The organism is Flavobacterium circumlabens (assembly GCF_004345565.1).
In the GTDB taxonomy this organism is placed as follows: domain Bacteria; phylum Bacteroidota; class Bacteroidia; order Flavobacteriales; family Flavobacteriaceae; genus Flavobacterium; species Flavobacterium circumlabens.
Genome location: NZ_SLWA01000006.1, coordinates 24,941 through 44,437 on the forward strand (window position 1 = coordinate 24,941; position 19,497 = coordinate 44,437).

Annotated in this window: 18 protein-coding genes; 10 read left to right on the forward strand and 8 right to left on the reverse strand. The window is 33.5% G+C overall.

All coding sequences use genetic code 11. The annotated features are described in order from the left end of the window. The first annotated feature begins 77 nt into the window (after positions 1-77). The 4 genes from rpsA (at position 78) to EV142_RS14910 (ending at position 7,068) form a co-directional block, all read left to right on the forward strand. Positions 78-1,856 (forward strand): 30S ribosomal protein S1, encoded by a 1,779-nt coding sequence (rpsA, locus tag EV142_RS14895; protein WP_127340550.1) that lies wholly within the window; start codon positions 78-80, stop codon positions 1,854-1,856. Positions 1,857-1,996: 140 nt separating this feature from the next. Further along, on the forward strand, positions 1,997-2,851 hold the full coding sequence (locus EV142_RS14900) for a leucine-rich repeat domain-containing protein (protein ID WP_132036658.1): 855 nt from the start codon (positions 1,997-1,999) through the stop codon (positions 2,849-2,851). Positions 2,852-2,888: 37 nt separating this feature from the next. Continuing rightward, positions 2,889-4,703 (forward strand): T9SS type A sorting domain-containing protein, encoded by a 1,815-nt coding sequence (locus EV142_RS14905; protein ID WP_238698739.1) that lies wholly within the window; start codon positions 2,889-2,891, stop codon positions 4,701-4,703. A 61-nt stretch (positions 4,704-4,764) separates the two neighbouring features. Then, a complete protein-coding gene (locus tag EV142_RS14910) occupies positions 4,765-7,068 on the forward strand; it encodes a DUF7619 domain-containing protein (RefSeq protein ID WP_132036660.1) in 2,304 nt (767 codons plus the stop codon). Between the two features lie 84 nt (positions 7,069-7,152). On the opposite strand, the gene EV142_RS14915 is transcribed toward EV142_RS14910, so the two are convergent. Continuing rightward, positions 7,153-7,683, reverse strand: a complete 531-nt coding sequence (locus tag EV142_RS14915; protein ID WP_132036661.1) for an ExbD/TolR family protein — start codon at positions 7,681-7,683, stop codon at positions 7,153-7,155. 209 nt (positions 7,684-7,892) lie between these two features. On the opposite strand from EV142_RS14915, the gene EV142_RS14920 reads away from it, so the two are divergent. Then, positions 7,893-8,447: a fasciclin domain-containing protein gene (locus EV142_RS14920; protein WP_132036662.1), complete on the forward strand. Its 555-nt coding sequence runs from the start codon at positions 7,893-7,895 to the stop codon at positions 8,445-8,447. An 80-nt stretch (positions 8,448-8,527) separates the two neighbouring features. Here the strand turns inward: EV142_RS14920 and EV142_RS14925 are convergent, their stop codons facing one another. The 6 genes from EV142_RS14925 to EV142_RS14950 all read right to left on the reverse strand — a co-directional run bounded on the left by EV142_RS14925 (position 8,528) and on the right by EV142_RS14950 (position 14,870). Next, positions 8,528-9,373 carry an EamA family transporter gene (locus EV142_RS14925; RefSeq protein WP_132036663.1) on the reverse strand — a complete coding sequence of 282 codons (846 nt, stop codon included), beginning with the start codon at positions 9,371-9,373 and terminating at the stop codon, positions 8,528-8,530. 129 nt (positions 9,374-9,502) lie between these two features. Further along, the gene (locus EV142_RS14930) at positions 9,503-9,643 is read right to left on the reverse strand and encodes an SsrA-binding protein (protein WP_132036664.1); all 141 of its coding nucleotides are present in this window, start codon (positions 9,641-9,643) and stop codon (positions 9,503-9,505) included. A gap of 91 nt (positions 9,644-9,734) precedes the next feature. Next, positions 9,735-11,177 carry a serine hydrolase gene (locus EV142_RS14935; protein ID WP_132036665.1) on the reverse strand — a complete coding sequence of 481 codons (1,443 nt, stop codon included), beginning with the start codon at positions 11,175-11,177 and terminating at the stop codon, positions 9,735-9,737. Positions 11,178-11,288: 111 nt separating this feature from the next. After that, entirely contained in the window at positions 11,289-13,124 is a 1,836-nt protein-coding gene (locus EV142_RS14940; protein WP_132036666.1) for a M56 family metallopeptidase, read from the reverse strand. A 6-nt stretch (positions 13,125-13,130) separates the two neighbouring features. Then, entirely contained in the window at positions 13,131-13,499 is a 369-nt protein-coding gene (locus tag EV142_RS14945) for a BlaI/MecI/CopY family transcriptional regulator (RefSeq protein WP_127340561.1), read from the reverse strand. Positions 13,500-13,652: 153 nt separating this feature from the next. Beyond that, complete coding sequence (locus EV142_RS14950) at positions 13,653-14,870, reverse strand: MDR family MFS transporter (RefSeq protein WP_132036667.1); 1,218 nt, start codon at positions 14,868-14,870, stop codon at positions 13,653-13,655. Positions 14,871-14,967: 97 nt separating this feature from the next. Between EV142_RS14950 and EV142_RS14955 the strand changes: the two genes are divergently transcribed. The 5 genes from EV142_RS14955 to EV142_RS14975 all read left to right on the forward strand — a co-directional run bounded on the left by EV142_RS14955 (position 14,968) and on the right by EV142_RS14975 (position 18,661). Further along, on the forward strand, positions 14,968-15,567 hold the full coding sequence (locus tag EV142_RS14955; protein ID WP_132036668.1) for a DUF1684 domain-containing protein: 600 nt from the start codon (positions 14,968-14,970) through the stop codon (positions 15,565-15,567). Continuing rightward, positions 15,567-16,214: a TatD family hydrolase gene (locus EV142_RS14960; protein WP_132036669.1), complete on the forward strand. Its 648-nt coding sequence runs from the start codon at positions 15,567-15,569 to the stop codon at positions 16,212-16,214. The genes EV142_RS14955 and EV142_RS14960 overlap by 1 nt, the downstream gene beginning before the upstream one ends. Positions 16,215-16,278: 64 nt before the next feature. Further along, positions 16,279-16,995: a tRNA threonylcarbamoyladenosine dehydratase gene (locus EV142_RS14965; protein ID WP_132036670.1), complete on the forward strand. Its 717-nt coding sequence runs from the start codon at positions 16,279-16,281 to the stop codon at positions 16,993-16,995. An 88-nt stretch (positions 16,996-17,083) separates the two neighbouring features. Beyond that, the gene (locus tag EV142_RS14970) at positions 17,084-17,746 is read left to right on the forward strand and encodes an HAD family hydrolase (RefSeq protein ID WP_132036671.1); all 663 of its coding nucleotides are present in this window, start codon (positions 17,084-17,086) and stop codon (positions 17,744-17,746) included. A 72-nt stretch (positions 17,747-17,818) separates the two neighbouring features. Further along, positions 17,819-18,661 carry a DUF2911 domain-containing protein gene (locus EV142_RS14975; RefSeq protein WP_132036672.1) on the forward strand — a complete coding sequence of 281 codons (843 nt, stop codon included), beginning with the start codon at positions 17,819-17,821 and terminating at the stop codon, positions 18,659-18,661. 100 nt (positions 18,662-18,761) lie between these two features. On the opposite strand, the gene EV142_RS14980 is transcribed toward EV142_RS14975, so the two are convergent. Then, entirely contained in the window at positions 18,762-19,388 is a 627-nt protein-coding gene (locus EV142_RS14980) for an MCP four helix bundle domain-containing protein (RefSeq protein ID WP_132036673.1), read from the reverse strand. Positions 19,389-19,497 lie beyond the last annotated feature (109 nt).

Here is a 19,497-nt window from a genome sequence, read left to right on the forward strand (position 1 = left end):
ATTTATGTAAAACAACTTCTGTTTTTTCTACTGCTTTATGAAACTCGAGGAAAACGGAATACAAATTTTTTATCAGCATGTCTGAACAATTAAAATCACAAGAAGAGTTTTTAGCAAATTTTAACTGGCATAACTTCGAAGAAGGTATTGATGCAGTAGATGAGAAAAACTTACAGGAATTCGAAGACTTAGTATCAAAAACTTTCATCGCTACAGATCAGGAAGAAGTTGTTGAAGGTGTAGTTGTTAGAATTACAGATAGAGACGTTATCGTTGATATCAACGCAAAATCGGAAGGTGTTATTTCTTTAAACGAATTCCGTTACAACCCGGCATTAAAAGTAGGTGACAAAGTAGAAGTATTAATCGACATCCGTGAGGATAAAACAGGTCAGTTAGTATTATCTCACAGAAAAGCACGTACTATCAAATCATGGGATAGAGTTATTTCTGCAAACGAAACAGGAGAAATCGTTAATGGTTTTGTAAAATGCAGAACTAAAGGTGGTATGATCGTTGACGTTTTCGGAATTGAAGCTTTCTTACCTGGTTCTCAAATTGACGTTAAGCCAATTAGAGACTACGATGTATATGTAAACAAAATGATGGAATTCAAAGTGGTAAAAATTAACCACGAATTCAAAAACGTTGTTGTATCTCATAAAGCGCTTATCGAAGCTGATATCGAAGTACAGAAAAAAGAAATCATCGGTCAATTACAAAAAGGACAAGTATTAGAAGGTGTTGTTAAAAACATTACTTCTTATGGTGTGTTCATTGACTTAGGTGGTGTTGACGGATTAATTCACATTACTGATCTTTCTTGGAGCAGAATCAACCACCCAAGTGAAGTTCTTGAATTAGACCAAAAATTAAACGTTGTAATCCTTGATTTCGATGATGAGAAAACAAGAATTCAATTAGGATTGAAACAATTAAACGCTCACCCATGGGATGCTTTAGATGCTAATTTAACTATTGGTGATAAAGTAAAAGGTAAAGTAGTTGTAATCGCTGATTACGGTGCATTTATCGAAGTTGCTGAAGGTGTTGAAGGTTTAATCCACGTTTCTGAAATGTCATGGTCAACTCATTTACGTTCTGCTCAGGATTTCGTAAAAGTTGGAGATGTTGTTGAAGCTGTTATCTTAACTCTAGACAGAGATGACCGTAAAATGTCATTAGGTATCAAACAACTGACTCAGGATCCATGGACTGATATTACTTCTAAATACCCGGTAGGTTCTAAACATACAGGTATCGTTAGAAACTTTACAAACTTTGGTATTTTCGTAGAATTAGAAGAAGGAATTGATGGATTAATTTACATCTCTGACTTATCCTGGACTAAGAAAATCAAACACCCATCTGAATTTGTAAATGTTGGTGAGAAACTTGATGTAGTAGTATTAGAATTAGATGTTGAAGGACGTAAATTATCTTTAGGTCACAAACAAACTACTGCTAATCCTTGGGATCAATACGAAGATTCTTTCGCTGTAGGAACTATCCACAATGGTGAAATTTCTGAAATCGTTGACAAAGGAGCTACTGTAGAATTCGGAGATGATATCGTTGCTTTCATTCCTACTCGTCACCTTGAAAAAGAAGACGGAAAGAAATTGAAAAAAGGTGATACTGCTGATTTCAAAGTAATCGAATTCAACAAAGAATTCAAAAGAGTAGTTGCTTCTCACACTGCTATCTTCCGTGAAGAAGAAGAGAAAAACGTGAAAGCTGCAACTGAAAATACTTCATCTAACTCTACTACAAATGCACCAGCTGCAACTTTAGGAGATAACAATGATGTATTAGCTGCATTGAAAGCTAAAATGGAAAAAACGGAGAAAAAATAATTCTTAGTTTCCTTTAAATAGAAAGTCCCACAGCAATGTGGGACTTTTTTTTGCTTTATATTTTTTATTTTAATAAATTTTAACAAATAAAGTTGTGTTATTATCTTAAAAAGTTATTTTTGTTTGAAAATTTGAACACTATGAAGAAAATCTACTTTTTGTTTTTTGCTTTTTGTTTTTTTAATGGATTGAGTGCGCAGAACGTGAATATTCCAGATCCAACATTTAAAGCTGCATTAATTAGCAATAAAATTTTATGTAAAGATGTAAATGGAGACGCAATTTACATTGATAAAAATAATAATGGAGAGATAGAAATTAATGAGGCCTTGAATGTTTATCAATTAATGGCCAATAACTGTTCAATAACTGACTTAACAGGAATAAATGAATTTAAAAATTTGACATTGTTGCACTGTTATGGCAATTCAATTTCAATTCTTGATTTATCAGCTTTAAATAATTTAGACACTGTTGATTGTAAAAATAATTTAATTACAAATCTTAATATCCTTAATTCCCCTAAGCTTAATTTTTTGGATTGTTCCAATAATAAGCTGACCAATTTGAATCTTACCAATGCTAAAAATTTGGTGTCACTTGAATGTGATCATAATTCTCTTTTAAATATTGATTTCGATAATGAAAATTTAAATATTTTAGAAGTGTTAGTCTGTAATAATAATTCTATAATAGGTTTAAATTTGACAAATTTTTATAAGTTGTGGCATATCGAATGTCAAAACAATTCTTTAAAAAATTTAATTTTGCAATCGGGATCTAAATTAATGGAATTAAATTGTAGTCAGAATCAATTAACAAATTTAATTCTGTCAGATTTACCAAATCTTATCACAATGAATTCTTATGATAATTTGTTGACTTCCGTAACTTTAAATAAATTACCCGGAGTAATAGATTTAATTCTGTACAAAAATAAACTCACCACTATAGATCTATCCAATTTAAATAAAAAAGATAATAAAATTAAATAGCCTTAATCTAGGTACTAATTTATTAACAAGCATTAATTTGGGTTCAATAAAATACCTGACTTCTTTTAATTGTGCAAATAATAAATTGACCAATTTAAATTTTTTGCCAGCTTATGAAGGAGGAGATTCTTCATTGAATTTAATAGATTCTATTACTATAACTGTTCCAGCAAGTAAATTTTATTGCAGTAATAATCCTCTTACTTCTTTAAATCTATCAGGATATTTGGAAACTTTTGATTGCACTAATACATCATTACAAAGTATTGAATTATCGAATGTAAGAGGTAAAGCTAGTTTTGATGTTTCTGATAATAAAGAACTTACATTTTTTAACACAAAAAATGGTTACGTAAATTCAGGCAATTTGTATAACTGTCCAAAAATTAAATTTATTTGTGCTGATGATGATGAAATTACATATTTGCAAAACTCCATTAACAGAGCTGGTTATCCCAATCTTTCAATAAGTAGTTATTGTTCGTTCACTCCGGGAGGAACATACTACGTTATTCAGGGCAATCATAAATTAGACAGTAATATGAATGGTTGTGACGATCAGGATATAGTTGTTCCTAATTTAAAGTTTACAATTAATGACGGAGTGAAAACTGGTAATATTATTTCTAATTTTTCCGGAAGTTATTCGATCCCTGTTAAAGAGGGAACTCACACAATTACTCCAGTCTTTGAAAATCCAGATTATTATACCGTTTCTCCTACTAATCTTGCGGTTAGTTTTCCAGCTCAGGCGAGTCCGTTTGTTCAAAATTTTTGTGTTACAGCTAATGGTGTTCATCAGGATTTAGATGTTTCGCTTTTGCCTATTACCAGAGCGAGACCAGGTTTTGATGCAAAGTATAAATTGATTTATAAAAACAAAGGAAATCAAATACAATCTGGCTCGGTAAATCTAAATTTTGATGATAATGTTTTGGATTTGATTGTTGCTAATCCTTTAGCTTCAACACAAACTGTGAATAACCTATCGTGGAATTTCTCTAATTTAAAACCATTTGAAAGCAGAGAGATTGATATTATTTTGAAATTGAATAAACCAACAGATAAGCCTGCAGTAAATAATGGTGATATCTTAAAATTAAGTACCACTATTACTTCTGAGACAGGTGAAGAAACGCCATTAGACAATACATTTATTTTGAATCAAACCGTTGTAGGTTCTTACGACCCAAACGATAAAACTTGTTTAGAAGGCAATGTAATTAAACCAGGCTTAATTGGTGAGTATGCTCATTATATGATTCGTTTTGAAAATACGGGAACTTATCAGGCTCAGAATATCGTCGTAAAAGACATGATTGATTTGAATAAGTTTGATATTTCTACTTTAATTCCAACAAGTTCGAGTCATTCTTTTGTAACAAAGATTTCGGAAGGAAACAAAGTAGAATTTATTTTCGAAAACATTAATCTGCCTTTTGATAATGCGACTAATGACGGTTATATAGCCTTCAAAATAAAAACAAAACCTACACTCGTTGTTGGAGATTCTTTTACCAATGAGGCCAACATTTATTTTGATTACAATTCCCCGGTTTTAACCAATAAAGCAACTTCAACTTTTAAAACACTCAGTAATCCCGATTTTGAATTTTCGAATTATCTGGCTTTGTATCCGGTTCCTGCAAATGATATTTTAAACATTCATGTGACACAGTCGATTGAAATAAAAGCACTGGAAATTTATGATATACTGGGACAAATTGTTATTGCTGTTCCCAATGCACAATCCGTTTCAGGTGTTGATGTTTCGAAACTGCGAGCTGGTACTTATTTTATAAAAGTAAAAACGGATCAGGGAAGTTCAGCAATGAAGTTTATAAAACAATAGCAATTTTAATAAAAAACATGGTATTGTTTTAAACGATTCCTGTAAAAAGAAAATTATTTATATGAAGAAAAGCTACTTTTTAATTATTAGTTTATCCTTTTTTAATGTTTTGAGTGCTCAGATCATTACTTTTTCAAATTCACAATTTAAGTCGGATTTACTGGCTGGCGGAATTACAAGAGATAGTAAGGGGCTCTATTTAATGCCTGATAGTAATGGAGATAAGGAAATAGATGTTTTTGAAGCTTTAAATATTTATGAAGTGCAGGAGGAGAATCGTTATATTACTGATGTAACAGGAATAGAATATTTTACAAATCTTAAATCTTTAAAAATCCAAGGAAATACGCTCGTTAATTTAAACCTTGCGACCCTGAAAAAATTGGAATACTTAGATTGTAATTCGAACAGGCTGAAAACTATAAATATTGCCGGACTTTCTAATTTAACCTATCTAAACTGCAGCAATAACGGGATCAAGCAGCTTGATTTGGCCGGACTTTCAAAGCTTACCACTTTTAATTGTTCACAAAATGCCATAAAAAATCTTGTACTTGCAGATTTTCCTTTACTGGAAACAGCAAATTGTGCAGCATTCGGATTTGGAGATACCACCATAACTTCAAACACTTTAGTACTGCAAAATCTTCCAAGCCTTGTGAATGTTGATTGTAGCTCCACAAAACTGACTGATTTAAAAATGTCCGGAATTGATAACCTGAAATATTTAAATTGTAAATTCAATGATCTTACTACACTGGACGCTTCTAATATGTATAGTGCTGTAGATATCAATCTTGCCAATAACTATCTGCTAAACTCAATATTTATTAAAAATGGCAGGGATGAAACAGTCTCTTTTGGAAATAATACGAATAAATATGAATTAAAATATATCTGTGCAGATGAAGTTCAATTATCCACTCTAGAATATCGTATCAATAGAAGTTACCCGCAACTAGCAGGTAAATGTATGGTTGGTTCTTATTGCAGTTTCTTACCGGGAGGAATTTCTTATACTGTAAAAGGCAGTCAAAGATGGGATTCTAATAGTAATGGTTGTGATAATGATGATCCTCTTTTTCCTTTTCTAAAGTTTAATATTACAAATGGTATCATTTCTCAGGATTTTATTACTGATAAATCAGGTAATTATAATCTTCACCCTCAAGCAGGACAACATACAATTACGCCTGTTATTTTAGAGAATGCATCATTTTTTAGTGTTTTGCCTGCCAAAGTTATTGCTGATTTTCCGGCACATAACAGTCCTTTTATCCAGGATTTTTGCATTGCAGCAAATGGTACTCATCCGGATTTAGAGGTTACTTTGCTTCCTTTAAATATGGCAAGACCCGGGTTTAACAGCAATTATAAAATAGTTTATAAAAATAAAGGGAATGTCATACAATCCGGTTCTGTTAACTTTAAATTTGATGATGCTATCTTAGATTACATTTCTTCAAATACTAGTTTTATCAATAAAACAGTTGACAACATTCAATGGAGTTTCACAAATTTAAAGCCTTTTGAGAGCAGAGAAATAGTATTCAGGCTAAATTTAAATGATCCAACTGAAACTCCTGCCGTAAATATCGACGATGTGTTAAAATTCACAACAACAATTGAATCAGTTGATACAGACGAAACTCCTGACGACAATGTTTTTACGTTAAACCAAACGGTTGTTGGTTCTTTAGATCCAAATGATAAAACTTGTTTAGAAGGTAAAATTATTACACCAGGTTTAATAGGTGAATATGTTCACTATTTGATTCGTTTTGAAAACAAGGGAACATATTCAGCTGAAAATATTGTTGTAAAAGACATGATTGATTTAGCTAAATTTGATATTTCGACCTTAGTTCCAACAAGTTCAAGTCATTCTTTTGTAACCAAAATTTCAGAAGGAAATAAAGTGGAATTTATCTTCGAAAATATTAAACTTCCTTTTGATGACGATAATAATGACGGTTATATCGCTTTTAAAATCAAAACAAAACCTACACTTGTTGTTGGAGATTCTTTTGCCAATGAAGCGAATATTTATTTCGATTACAATTTTCCAATTTTGACGAATAAAGAAACTTCAACCTTTAAAACGTTAGGCACTCCCGATTTTGAATTTTCGAATTATCTGGCTTTGTATCCGGTTCCCGCAAATGATATTTTAAACATTCATAATACACAGAATTTAGAAATAAAATCCTTGGAAATTTACGATCTTTTGGGGCAGATTGTGATTGCTGTTCCCAATGCACAATCAGTCTCCAGTATTGATATTTCGAAGCTGAGAGCGGGCAATTATTTTATAAAAGTAAAGTCTGATTTAGGAAGTTCAAGCATGAAATTTATCAAGAAATAGATCCTGATCTTAAACAAAAAAATCCCGCAGCAATGCGGGATTTTTTTGTTTACCTATTTTTTGTTTCAGGTTTAGAGAGGATTTTTATCTGGCAGCTAATAGTTTAGATTCCTCCGGAGTAAAATCATTAACAATTGTATAGGTGTCAATTTTAGCAATTGCCATTTCATCTAAAATGTCTACCAAATTTTTATAATTACATTTTTTACTTGGCTTAATGATAACAATTGCTCCTCTGTTTTGTTTTCCCAATTTAGCAGAATACTCCTGAATATTTTTATTTCGAATAAATAGTTCGTGACGAATTCCATTTTTACCGTATTTGATTTCTTTGGGACTTTCTGATTCATATCCTAAAAGCCCACTATAGAGTATGATTTTATTATTTTCATCTAATAAAACTGTTATTATGCGATCGCTAATACCCATTCCACATCTAATAACACCATCATCATTCCATTTCTCAGGTAAAGTTAAATCGATAGCTTTTGGCTTTGCCAACTCAATCGTTACCATAAAAAAGATGATCAACAAAAAAGAAACGCTAACCATAGCGGTCAAATCGACCTTTGTACTTAGCTTTTTACTTCTTACTTTCTGCGGTAGATTTTCCATAATCAATGAATTTATTACTAAAGTATCAAAAAAAGTAATGCAGGAAAGGATCAAATTCTAAAAATATCCAAAAATAATTTAAATCAATAAAGTCTTGTTTTACAGTGTATTTTGAGGATAATTTATGTTTGTTTCTGATTTTTTATTTTTTTCCTAAAACCAAAACAAATATTACAGCGTAAATGAGCTTATAACTTAAATTATTAATTATGAAAACTAGAAAATTTTTAGCTGTAGCAGTTTTAGCCTTAGGATTTGCATTTACTTCTAATGCACAAAAAACAGTAATGGTGGGAGGAGCAGCAATGTACCCAACAAAAAACATTGTTGGAAATGCTGTTAACTCAAAAGATCATACTACTTTGGTTGCTGCTGTAAAAGCTGCCGGATTAGTAGAAACATTACAAAGTAAAGGACCATTCACCGTTTTTGCCCCAACAAATGCAGCGTTTGATAAATTGCCAGCAGGAACTGTTGAGACATTATTGAAACCAGAAAATATCAAAACGTTACAAACGATCTTAACCTATCATGTTGTAGCCGGAAAAATGAATTCTTCTGATATCGCAAAAGCAATAAAAATGGGTAAAGGAAAAGCGACTCTTAAAACAGTAAGCGGTGGTACACTGACTGCCTGGATGGATGGAAAGGATTTATATATCAGCGACGAAAGCGGAAATAAAGCTAAAGTTACAATTGCAAATGTAAATCAGTCAAATGGTGTGATTCATGTAGTTGATACGGTATTGTTACCTAAAAACTAATTAAGGGCATAAAAGTCATCATAAAAAAACCTGTAAATATCATTTACAGGTTTTTTTATATAATAATTGGATTGATATATTTATCTTTTAGCGGTTAAAGTTGAGCCGGCTGATGCAATTATAACGCAGACAACAGCTAAAATCTCATAAAAATTCAGTTGCTCCTGTAAAAAAATATAGGCACAGATTGCTGCTGCTGCCGGTTCTAAACTCATCAGAATACTGAAGGTTCGGGGAGGAAGCTGCCCTAAAGCTTTCATTTCGAGTGTAAACGGAATGGCGCTGGATAACAAGGCTAATGCTACTCCCAGTCCCATAAGTTTTGGAGTAAGATTAACTAATCCATTTTCATAAAAACCGAAGGGGAGAATTAAAAGAGAAGCGAAAAGCATTCCGATAGAAACGGCCTCACCACTGTTCATGATTTTAGAAACTTTTCCACCCAGGACGATGTAAGTAGCCCAAAGCCCTCCAGCCAACAGCGCAAATAAGACTCCCAAAGTATCTATTCGGGAATTGGTCCAGGGTGCTATCAGGACAATCCCTGCGGCTGCGAGCAATACCCAGCAATAATCGACCAAACGTCTTGATCCGACTATAGCCACCAAAAGCGGCCCGATGAATTCTAAGGTAACGGCCAGGCCAATTGGAATTCTTTCAATAGACATATAAAAGATTAAGTTCATGGCACCCAAAGTCAAACCATAAGGAATAACAATTTTCCACTGTTGTCCTGTGATTTTGGATAAATTGGGACGGTAAGCCAATAATAAAATTAAAGCGGAGACACCAATTCGTATCGATGCCGTTCCCGCCGCGCCAAGTGCAGGAAATATTGTTTTTGCGATTGCAGCACCACATTGTACACTTATAATGGCCAAAAGTACTGCCGGAACAGGAGGGAGGTTAAATTCTTTGTTTTTCATTGCAATTTTATACTGAAAAGCAAAACTACAAATTACGGAACAGAAAAGACTTTGAAAGGTATAAAAGGATACAGATTGTACTCAGAATGGTACAATATGGTTATAGATCAGAAGTAATATGGTGAAAAATTAATCTAAAGCACGTTTAGTTACAAAATAACGGTAACCAATAAGGGCCATTTGCCATTTTTTTGCTTTGGTAATATCTAAACCCTGTTTGGTAAAACTCGGTAGAAGAACTTTATTGATTTTAGCTAAAATTTTATACATGGACGGTTTTATTTTTTTCAAAGATATAAAAAAGACTTTGCTAAACAGCAAAGTCTTTCTGAGTATTAGAGATTTGTATTTTGTAAAGCGATTAAAGTTTTAGAATTAGATTTTCGTCGGCGCTATTTTCTTTGTTTGAAATATTTTTAGGAGCTTCCACCCAGCCCGTTTTATTGATAACAAATTTAAAAGTATGGAGATGATCTTTTTTAAAGTTACTTACAGGAATCGATAACTCAAAAGTATTTTTATTTTTCCGAATCATTTGATAGTTCTTGTCCTCAGTATTCCAGTTGTTAAAAGAACCGGCAATGGAAACGCTTTTTACCAGATCTGAATTAAAAAGTGTATTGTATTCGTAGGTAAATTGTATAGAATTATCTTTTATTTTATATCCGTAAATTCCTTTCTGTGATTCTTCCCTTGGCAATAGCGCTAAGGCTAATTTTGCAGCTGCATGTCCGATTGCATTGCTTGTATTCTGATCACTTACATTTACAATAACAGAGATTCCCAATTTACTTTCGGGATATACCAAAAACATATTTTGTGTACCAAAAGCACCACCATGTTTCCAGCTGTTTTCCCCAAAACCGCTTACTTCAATTCCATCCCAAAAATAGCCGTTCCACATGGTTTCACTCTCCAGAAGATTTCGTTGTGATTCTACAGCAAATTTATTTTTAGTATCCAGTTCGAAGGCCAGAAACTTTACTAAATCTCCCAAAGTCGACTTGATACCACCGGCTGCTCCCCATAAATTATCTGATAAAATTGGCATTTGAATATTTTTTGCATTATATCCGTTTGCAATTATTGTATTGGGATTTATAAGAAGCTGCGTATCGTTTAATGATAATTTATCGAAAATATTTTCCTCAAGTAAGGTTTCGTAGTTTTTATGATACACGTTTTCCAAAATGTGTGCTGTAAGCTGAACGCTGCCGTTACTGTATTTATATTTTTTACCCGGTAAAGTATCCAGTTTCATGGCATGTAAGTCCTGAAAAAAAGCCGCTCTGCTATACGAGTCGTCCAGTCTTTTAAAGGCAAGATAGCTAGTATCACTTATATTTTTTCTGATTTCCGAATTATCAGGCAAATCATGGCTAAATCCGCTTCTGAAAGATAGCAAATCCCGGAATTTGACAGGATTTCCCTCATATTCTAAATTGGGATAATCACCGGTAATATATTTTCGAATGTCATCATCCAAATTTATTTTTTTTTCTAAAACGGCTTGTGCTACGAGTAATCCCGTGAATAATTTTGTAATGGAGGCCACTTCGAAAATAGTACTATTGGTTGCGGTATTACCTTTTCCTTTGTCTATTTCACCATAATGTTTTGTATAGGTTTTTCCTTCTTTCACAACTCCAATAGAAACTGAATTTGCTTTGGCTTCTTTCAATACATCAGCTGCACTTTTATCCATTAGAATTAAAATCTCTTTTTCGCTCAGGGCTTCTGATTTTTGTTGTGCCTTAACTGAAAAACAAAGTAGTAAAAACAAAATGCATATTATTTTTTTCATTTAATAGGATTCAAATAAATTAGAATTGATTTTTTGACGTAAAAAAAACCAGTGTTGGGCACTGGTTTTTTTTATGATTCTAGTAAGTTATACGTTTTAAATTTTTACGTATTAATTATTTTGTCTATTGGCTCTCTCTTTTTGTTGTTTAGCCATATCTTTTTGATGCTGAATCATGTCTTTTTGATGCTGCTTCATGTCTTTCTCCTGTTGCTTCATATCTTTAGCGTGCTGTTTCATGTCTTTTTCATATTGCTTCATATCTATGGCATGCTGTTTCATGTCTATTTGATATTGTCTATTATTGAAATTGACATTTTGCTGGTTTTCCTGATTGAACTTTTGCATGTCAGCATTGTATTTTTCCATGGCAACTTCATATTTTTCCATTTCTTTTTCAAAAATAGCTTCGCGTTTTGACATTACTTCTTCTACTTCTTTCTCGTAGGCGGCCATATCCGGTTCAAATGCTTCCATTTTTTTCTCAAATTCAGCCATTTCTTTTTCGAATTTTTTCATGGCTGCTTTGTCATTCACATTTCCGGGATGTGTTGGTGGTTTTGGCATATTAGCCATAGCCGATGCAGGAACCTGAGGCATTGGACCTCCCGGAAAAACGGGTGGTGCAGGAGGTGTTGGGGGAGTAGGAGTACCAGACGTGCCCGGAGCATCAGGAGCATCAGGAGCGTCAACGTTTTCCACTTCTCTAATCTCATCATCCTGATCTTCATCAGACCTGTCAATATTTTTTATTTGTTCATCATCAGAAAAATTAAAACTGATTTTACCGCTTTTCTCTTTAATAATAATGATTCCGATTTTATCAATTCCATTAGTAGATTCGGTTCTTTTTACTTTAACTACTCCTTTTTCATTTTTTAATTCAATCTGAATGGAGGTTATCTCGTTTTTAGAATCTCTTTTTAAATCAGAAACACTTACTTTAATCTGATGTTTTTCTTTTAAAATTTTAATTCTTTCTGCAATTTCAGCATCAGTAGTATTTTTAGAAATGTTGAATACATCCATAGATTCTATTCCTTTAGGATCAATGTTTGTAATCGGGTCTGAAGCTTTCTCCTGTGCAATTGTTTTGACCTGAAACAGCAGGACAAAAGCTAGAAGTGCCGGAATTATAGCGTAATACTTTAAATAATTCCTCTTTTTTGATTGATTTTTGTTTAACATGACGATTCGTTTTTTGATTAATGATTGATAAAAATGATTGGTGATTGCAACACAGCTTTCATGTGTTGTTATTTTTAAAAGCGTGTATTGATACGCTTTTTTGTCAGATATTTTTTTTGCAGCTTCGCTATCGGCAATAAATTCAAGGTTCTGTAGAATAGCCTTTTTATAAAGCCAGATAATCGGATTGAACCAAAACAGCACACAAAAAATTCTTGAGATCAAAACATCAATAGTATGATTCTGATCGCTATGTACTTTTTCATGCTCAATAATATTCTCTAACTCTGAGGCGCTGTACAGTGATGAGTTGTACACGATATAATCAAAATAAGAAAAGGGAGCAATATTTTCGTTGATATCGATAAACTTAAAATCAGCTTGCTGTTGTACTTTTTTGCCTTTTAAAACCGAATTTAAACTATAAAAATCGATTCCGAATTTTACCAGGAAAGCCGTAAAACCAAGTGCGTAAATGGCAAGGGAAACCAAATTCCAGTCGATTTCAAAAGACTCTTCCTGTATCGTACCCGGAGTGAAAACAGGGGAGTACGCCATATTGGAAACCGGAACAGGATCAACCCATATCACTTTGGTATACACTAAAAAGGGCAATACCACAGCTGTAATCAGGCCGGATAGTAAAAACCACCTGTTACTGTTGAAAAAAGTTTCTTTGCGCAGTAATAAATAATACGCCAAGTAAAACAAAGCAAGTAATCCACTTGATTTTGCGATAAAAATGAAAAGTGCTTCCATAAACGGTTATTTTTCTTCTTTTGGATTTTCAATCATAGCCAGAATTTCGCGTAATTCTGCTGCAGATATTTTTTCTTCTTTGGCAAAAAACGAAACCATACTTTTATAGGAACTATTAAAATAATTATCAATAGCGGTACTCATAAAACCTTTTCGGTAATCCTCAATCGTTACAATAGGATAATATTGATGTGTATTTCCAAAGGCGTTATGGCTCACATATCCTTTTTCTTCCAGATTCCTTACAATAGTTGAAAGTGTATTATAATGAGGCTGATCTTCGGTTATTTCTGCCTGAACTTCTTTTACGAATGCTTTTTTAAGCTTCCATAAAATGTGCATGATTTCTTCTTCCTTGTTCGTTAGCTTTTGCATGTTTTCTAATTTTAATTCAAACCTACAACTATTTTTATAGTTACACAACTATAAAAATAGTTATTTAACTAAATTTTCAGTTTAAAACATGAAAAAGTACTTCGATTTAAGTGTAATAAATTGAAAATTAATGATTTATGATTAGAATAAAATTCAGGAAACTTTTTCGTCTATCAAAGCTTTCTTGATCCAAAAACAACAAAGCGTTGCTACAACTCCAATACACGCCATAAAAAACCAGTTGATCTGATACCCCAGTCTGGAGATAATTTCAAAACCAACCTTTGAACTCACAATGTGTGCCAGACTAAAACTCATGGTATAAAGTGCCATATATTGTCCTTCCTGACCTCGGGGTGCACGGCTTAAGGCAAAGGCGTTGGAGAACGGAAAGGTTAGAATTTCGCCAAGAGAAATACATATCATGGCAATTACTAATATTCCGGCCCAAACATTTATAAGTAATAAGAAGAAACTCAGCGACATGATAAACGAGCCCAGGATAATAATTTTTATTTTAGGAAAACCTTTTCTTTCCATAAAACCAACGGTTGGCATTTCCAGAGCAAAAATAAGAAGGCCGTTTAGCGTCATTAAAAGTCCTGTCTGAAATTCGCTCAACCCAAATTTCTCATTGTGGTATAAGGGTAAAGTGGTAAATAGCTGAAAGAAAATCATGGCGGTTACAAAACTTACAAATAAGAAAGCCCAGAATATAGTATCATGAAAAACCGATTTTACTGCTTTGGCACTTTCAATTTTATCTTCATGAGTTACTTTTTTCTTTTCTTTTACCAAAAGTGCAAAAATCAAAATTGCAATGATACAGGAAGATCCGTCTACCCAAAACAGTCCCTGATATCCAACTCCCATAATAATCAAACCACCTAAAGCAGGTCCGGCAGCAAAGCCAAGATTTACGGCCAAACGTACTAAAGTCAGGGCACGCGTTCTGTTTTCCGGTTTGGCATAAGCTCCTAAAGAAACAAACATGGCCGGCCTGAACATATCTGCAATGACCATTAATATAAACATAGCACCGCATAATGCCCAGAAAGTGGTGATATATTGTACGAAGAAAAGCGAAACCCCACTGGTAAATAAACTAAAAATCATGATTTTATAAAACCCGATTTTATCGGATAGTTTTCCGCCCAGCCAGGAACCCAACATAGATCCTAAACCAAATGAAACCATAATCCAACCCACCTGATTATAGGTAAAATGAAGGTCTTCCTTTAAGTATTTCGACAAAAACGGAAGTACCATAGTACCGGCACGATTAATAAAAGTTACCAGTGTAAGGATCCAGATTTCTCTTGAAAATCCTCTGAAATTATTGATGTAGTGGGTAAAAGCAGTTTTGAGCATTATAAAAAGGTTATTTGCAACAAAGTTAGAAAACTTTGTAATGTAGATCGGTTGTTGCTTTGTTACTTTTAAACTATTTTTGCATAAAATTTCCAAGATGAAAAAAATAATCGCATTTGTTTTACTGCTGACTTTTAATTTCGGCTTCAGCCAAAAGAAATTTGATAAAAGTGATGCCGAAAAATTTCAAAAGACCATTAACGCAGAATATGCTGACGCTAAGACCAGTCCGTTGATGGCAGAAGATTTAAAGTCATTTAAAACATTGGATTTTTATCCGGTTAACAGTAAATATTTTGTAAATGCAAAATTGGTAAAAGCAAAAAACGAAAAGGTTTTTGAAATGAAAACCACGGGAACAAGAACACCAAAATACATTAAATACGGAACTTTATATTTTAAGATTGATGGTGTTGCACTGCAATTGAATGTATACAGAAGTATTGATCTTTCTAAAACAAAAGAATATAAAGATCATTTATTTTTGCCTTTTTCTGATTTGACTTCCGGTAAAGAAAGTTATATTGGCGGAAGATATATTGATTTGAAAGTCCCGAAAGGAGAGACCATCGCAGTTGATTTCAATCAGGCGTATAATCCCTATTGTGCTTACAATCATAAATATTCCTGTCCGCTGGTTCCGTTGGAAAATGATTTAAAAATTGAAATCAAAGCCGGAGTTAAAGCTTTTCATTAATGGAATTTTTTAATTTTCATACCCATAAGCTCACCAACCAATCCGATGTTTTAGAATTGGTCAATCAGTATCCCCGTGAATTTGATGCTTCAATTCCGTTTTATTCCATTGGAATTCATCCCTGGTATATTGCAGAAGACAAAATTGACACTGATTTGAAAATTATAGAAGAAAAGTTGCAGAACCAAAATTGTCTGGCAATCGGCGAGTGCGGTTTGGATAAACGGATTGAAATTCCACTGGACCTGCAAACTTCAGTTTTTGAAAAACAATTGATTTTAGCCGAAAAATATAAAAAACCGGTTGTGATTCATTGCGTGGCCGCTTTTCAGGAAGTGATTGCGATTAAGAAAAAAAGGAAGATAACGGTTCCGATGATTATACACGGATTTTCGAAAAACAGTCAGCTTGCAGACCAGCTTATAAAAGAAGGATTCTATATTTCTTTTGGAAAATATTTATTGAGAAATCCGGAATTAAGAACTGTTTTTCAACAAATTCCAAACGATCGTTTTTTTCTCGAGACAGATACGGTTGAAGAAACAATACAACAGGTTTATGATTTAGCATCAGAATATAAAAATATAAATTACAGTGCGTTACAAGATATAATTTCAACGAATTATAAAAGGGTATTCCATAAATAAAAAAAAGTTTCAGATTAAAAGGAATCTGAAACAAAAAACAATAAAATTTTAAACAAAAAGAGATATGGCAGAGTGGACAGAAAGAGCCGAGCTTTTATTTACCAAAGAAGGATTAGAAAACCTCCAAAAGTCCAATGTTTTGGTGGTGGGTTTAGGTGGTGTCGGATCATTTGCAGCTGAGTTTCTGGCCAGGGCCGGAGTAGGAAGTATGACAATTGTTGACGGAGATGTAGTAGATATTACCAACATAAACAGACAGTTACCGGCTTTACATTCTACAGTTGGCGAAGCCAAAATCAAAATTGTAGGAGATCGTTTAATGGATATCAATCCGGAATTAAAACTGACCCGTGTTCAGGAATTTTTGTCTCCGGAACGGGCTTTTGAAATCGTTTCCCCTGAGTTTGATTACGTTTTGGACTGCATCGACAGTATTACGCCTAAATTGAATTTAATATTCGCCGCCAAACGCAAAAGAGTAAAAATCATTAGCAGTATGGGTGCTGGTGGAAAAATGCTGGCCTCTAAAGTAAAAGTGGCAGATATCTCTAAAACGATAAACTGTTATTTTTCTAAAGCAATCCGCAAACGCCTGAGGGAAGCTAACATCAACAAATTGAAAGTTGTTTTTTCTTCTGAAATTCAGGATACAAAAAGCTTAAAACTGACAGACGGCAAGAATTTCAAAAAATCATTTTACGGAACCAACAGCTATATGCCCGGATTATTTGGTCTTCACGCTGCCGAAACGGTAATAAGATATTTGCTTAAGAAAGAATAGGCTTCAGTCTCAGTATCAGTTTTCAGTCTTTAACCTAAACCTTTGCCTCTCTGAACCTGCAGAAAAAACCTTAGCCCCTTAAAAAAAAATGATAAAAACAGTAATTTTTGATATGGACGGTGTTATTGTAGACACAGAACCCGTTCACCGTTATTCGTATTACAAACAATTTTCTGAATTGAATATTGATGTAACAGAAGAAATGTACACTTCATTTACGGGATTTTCTACCCGTAATACCTTTCAGGCCCTGAAAGGATTTTTTCCATCGATAGAGCAGGAAGTAGAGGATTTGATTCAAAGAAAAAGAAACATTTTTAATGATGCATTCGATACGAAAGAAGATTTATATCTGTTGGAAGGCGTAGAAGATTTGATCAAGGATTTGTATGCCAGCGGAATTCAGTTAATCCTGGCTTCTTCAGCTTCAAAAGTAACCATCGAACGTGTTTTTACGCGATTTAAGCTGCATTCTTATTTTACGGATATTGTAAGTGGTGAAGATTTTCCGCAATCCAAGCCGAATCCCGCTATTTTTCTTCATGCCGCATCGTTATCAGTCGCTCCGACAGAAAATTGTATCGTAATTGAAGATAGTACGAATGGCGTAAAAGCTGCTAAAGCCGCAAACTTGTTGTGTATCGGCTATAACAGCCATCATTCTAAATTACAGGACCTGTCAACGGCAGATTTAATCATCAATGATTTTAAGGAATTAAATGCTCAAAAAATAGCACAGTTGGGCAACTGAATTATATAAAATTTAACATTTGTTAGGGGATTGAATTTGTAAATTTGAACAAAACAAATAAACTTAAAACCAATGAAAAAACTAATCATTGCATTAGCCATTATTATGGCTCCTTTTGTCTCACAAGCACAGGTAAAAACACCACAAGCGAGTCCAAAAGCCTATATCAAACAAACCGTTGGTTTGACGGATGTTGAAGTTACCTATTCAAGACCGGGTGCGAGAGGAAGAGCCGTATTCGGAAACTTAGTTCCGTTTGGAAAATTATGGAGAACCGGAGCGAACGAAAATACCATAATCAGTTTTAGTGACGATGTGGTGATTGATGGCAAAACATTAAAAAAAGGAAAATATGCACTTTATACAATTCCTAAAATTGAAAGCTGGGAAGTAATTTTTTACAGTACTACAGACAATTGGGGATTACCTGAGAACTGGAGTGATGCCAATGTAGCTTTAAAAACTACCGTTAAGGAAAATGCTTTACCAACTCCGGTTGAAACGCTTACTATTGGAATCAATAGTTTAGATCCAAATTTTGCTTTTCTTGAAATTGCGTGGGAAAATTCACATGTGGCTTTGAAATTTGAAGTTCCGACGTCAAAAACGGCAACAACAAGTATCGAAAAAACTTTGGCAGGACCAACAGAAAATGATTATTTTGCATCAGCACAATATTTATTCCAATCCAACGGAAACATTGCAGATGCCAGAAATTATGTAGATAAATCTTTGGATATGAGTGCTGATAAACCTTACTTTATTTTAAGATTAAAATCATTAATCCAGGCAAAACAAGGAGATAAAAAAGGTGCTGTGGAGACAGCAAAACTTTCTTTAGCTGCTGCAGAAACTGCCAACAATCAGGATTATGTAAAAATGAACAAAGACAGTATCGCTGAGTGGAGCAGATAAAAGATTCTTTGAATCTTTGAAATTCCAAATACTTAAATTCCAAAATATAAAAATCCAAATACCAATTTATTGGGATTTGGATTTTTTTATAACTTTTAACTCAATTCAAACTTGGCGGTTCCGGAATCCGGATTGTTTTCTTCTTTTTTATAAGCAGCAAATAGAAGGTAATGCCGCCCAGAATAATAAGCAAAGCAATCTGAAGCTGTCCCAGGTTATTATTTCCGCCATACATCTCATTTGCCGCGTTTAATTTCGCTTTTCCTTCGGTGATCTGAATTTGAGACAATAATTCCAAAGTTTTCAAAGCTTCATCGCCTGATTTAGAAACCTGCTTCCAGTTATTGCTTTTAGATAGAGCTTGGATTGTTTTACAGGAATTTAAAAAAGCCTCAAAATAGGTTTTTTCTTTTGGAGTCAAAACCGTTTTGGCGTATAAATGATCTATACTACGAATGATTTTTAAGGTATTGACAATTTCATTCCTTTTGAGATGATCACTCAGGTTTGGCTGTTCGGCTTCTGTTTTTATAAAATGAAGCTTGTTTGAATACTGAAAAATATAGCGTGCCACGACCAGTCGGTCTTTATAAATGGCATTGATATTCTCATTGACATTTTTAGAGTTTTGCAGCGTATTGAAATTACTAAGAATAATGATAAGCATCACTACCAGCAAAATAAAAGCAGCTTTGGTTTTGTTGCTGTATTTTTTCAGGTCTTTCATAATGATGCATTTTAGCAATGGTTAGTTTCTCAAAGATATATATTTTCGAAACAGCATTTATCTTATAAATAAGATTTGCATTTGCACGTTTTAGCATTATTCTTCATAG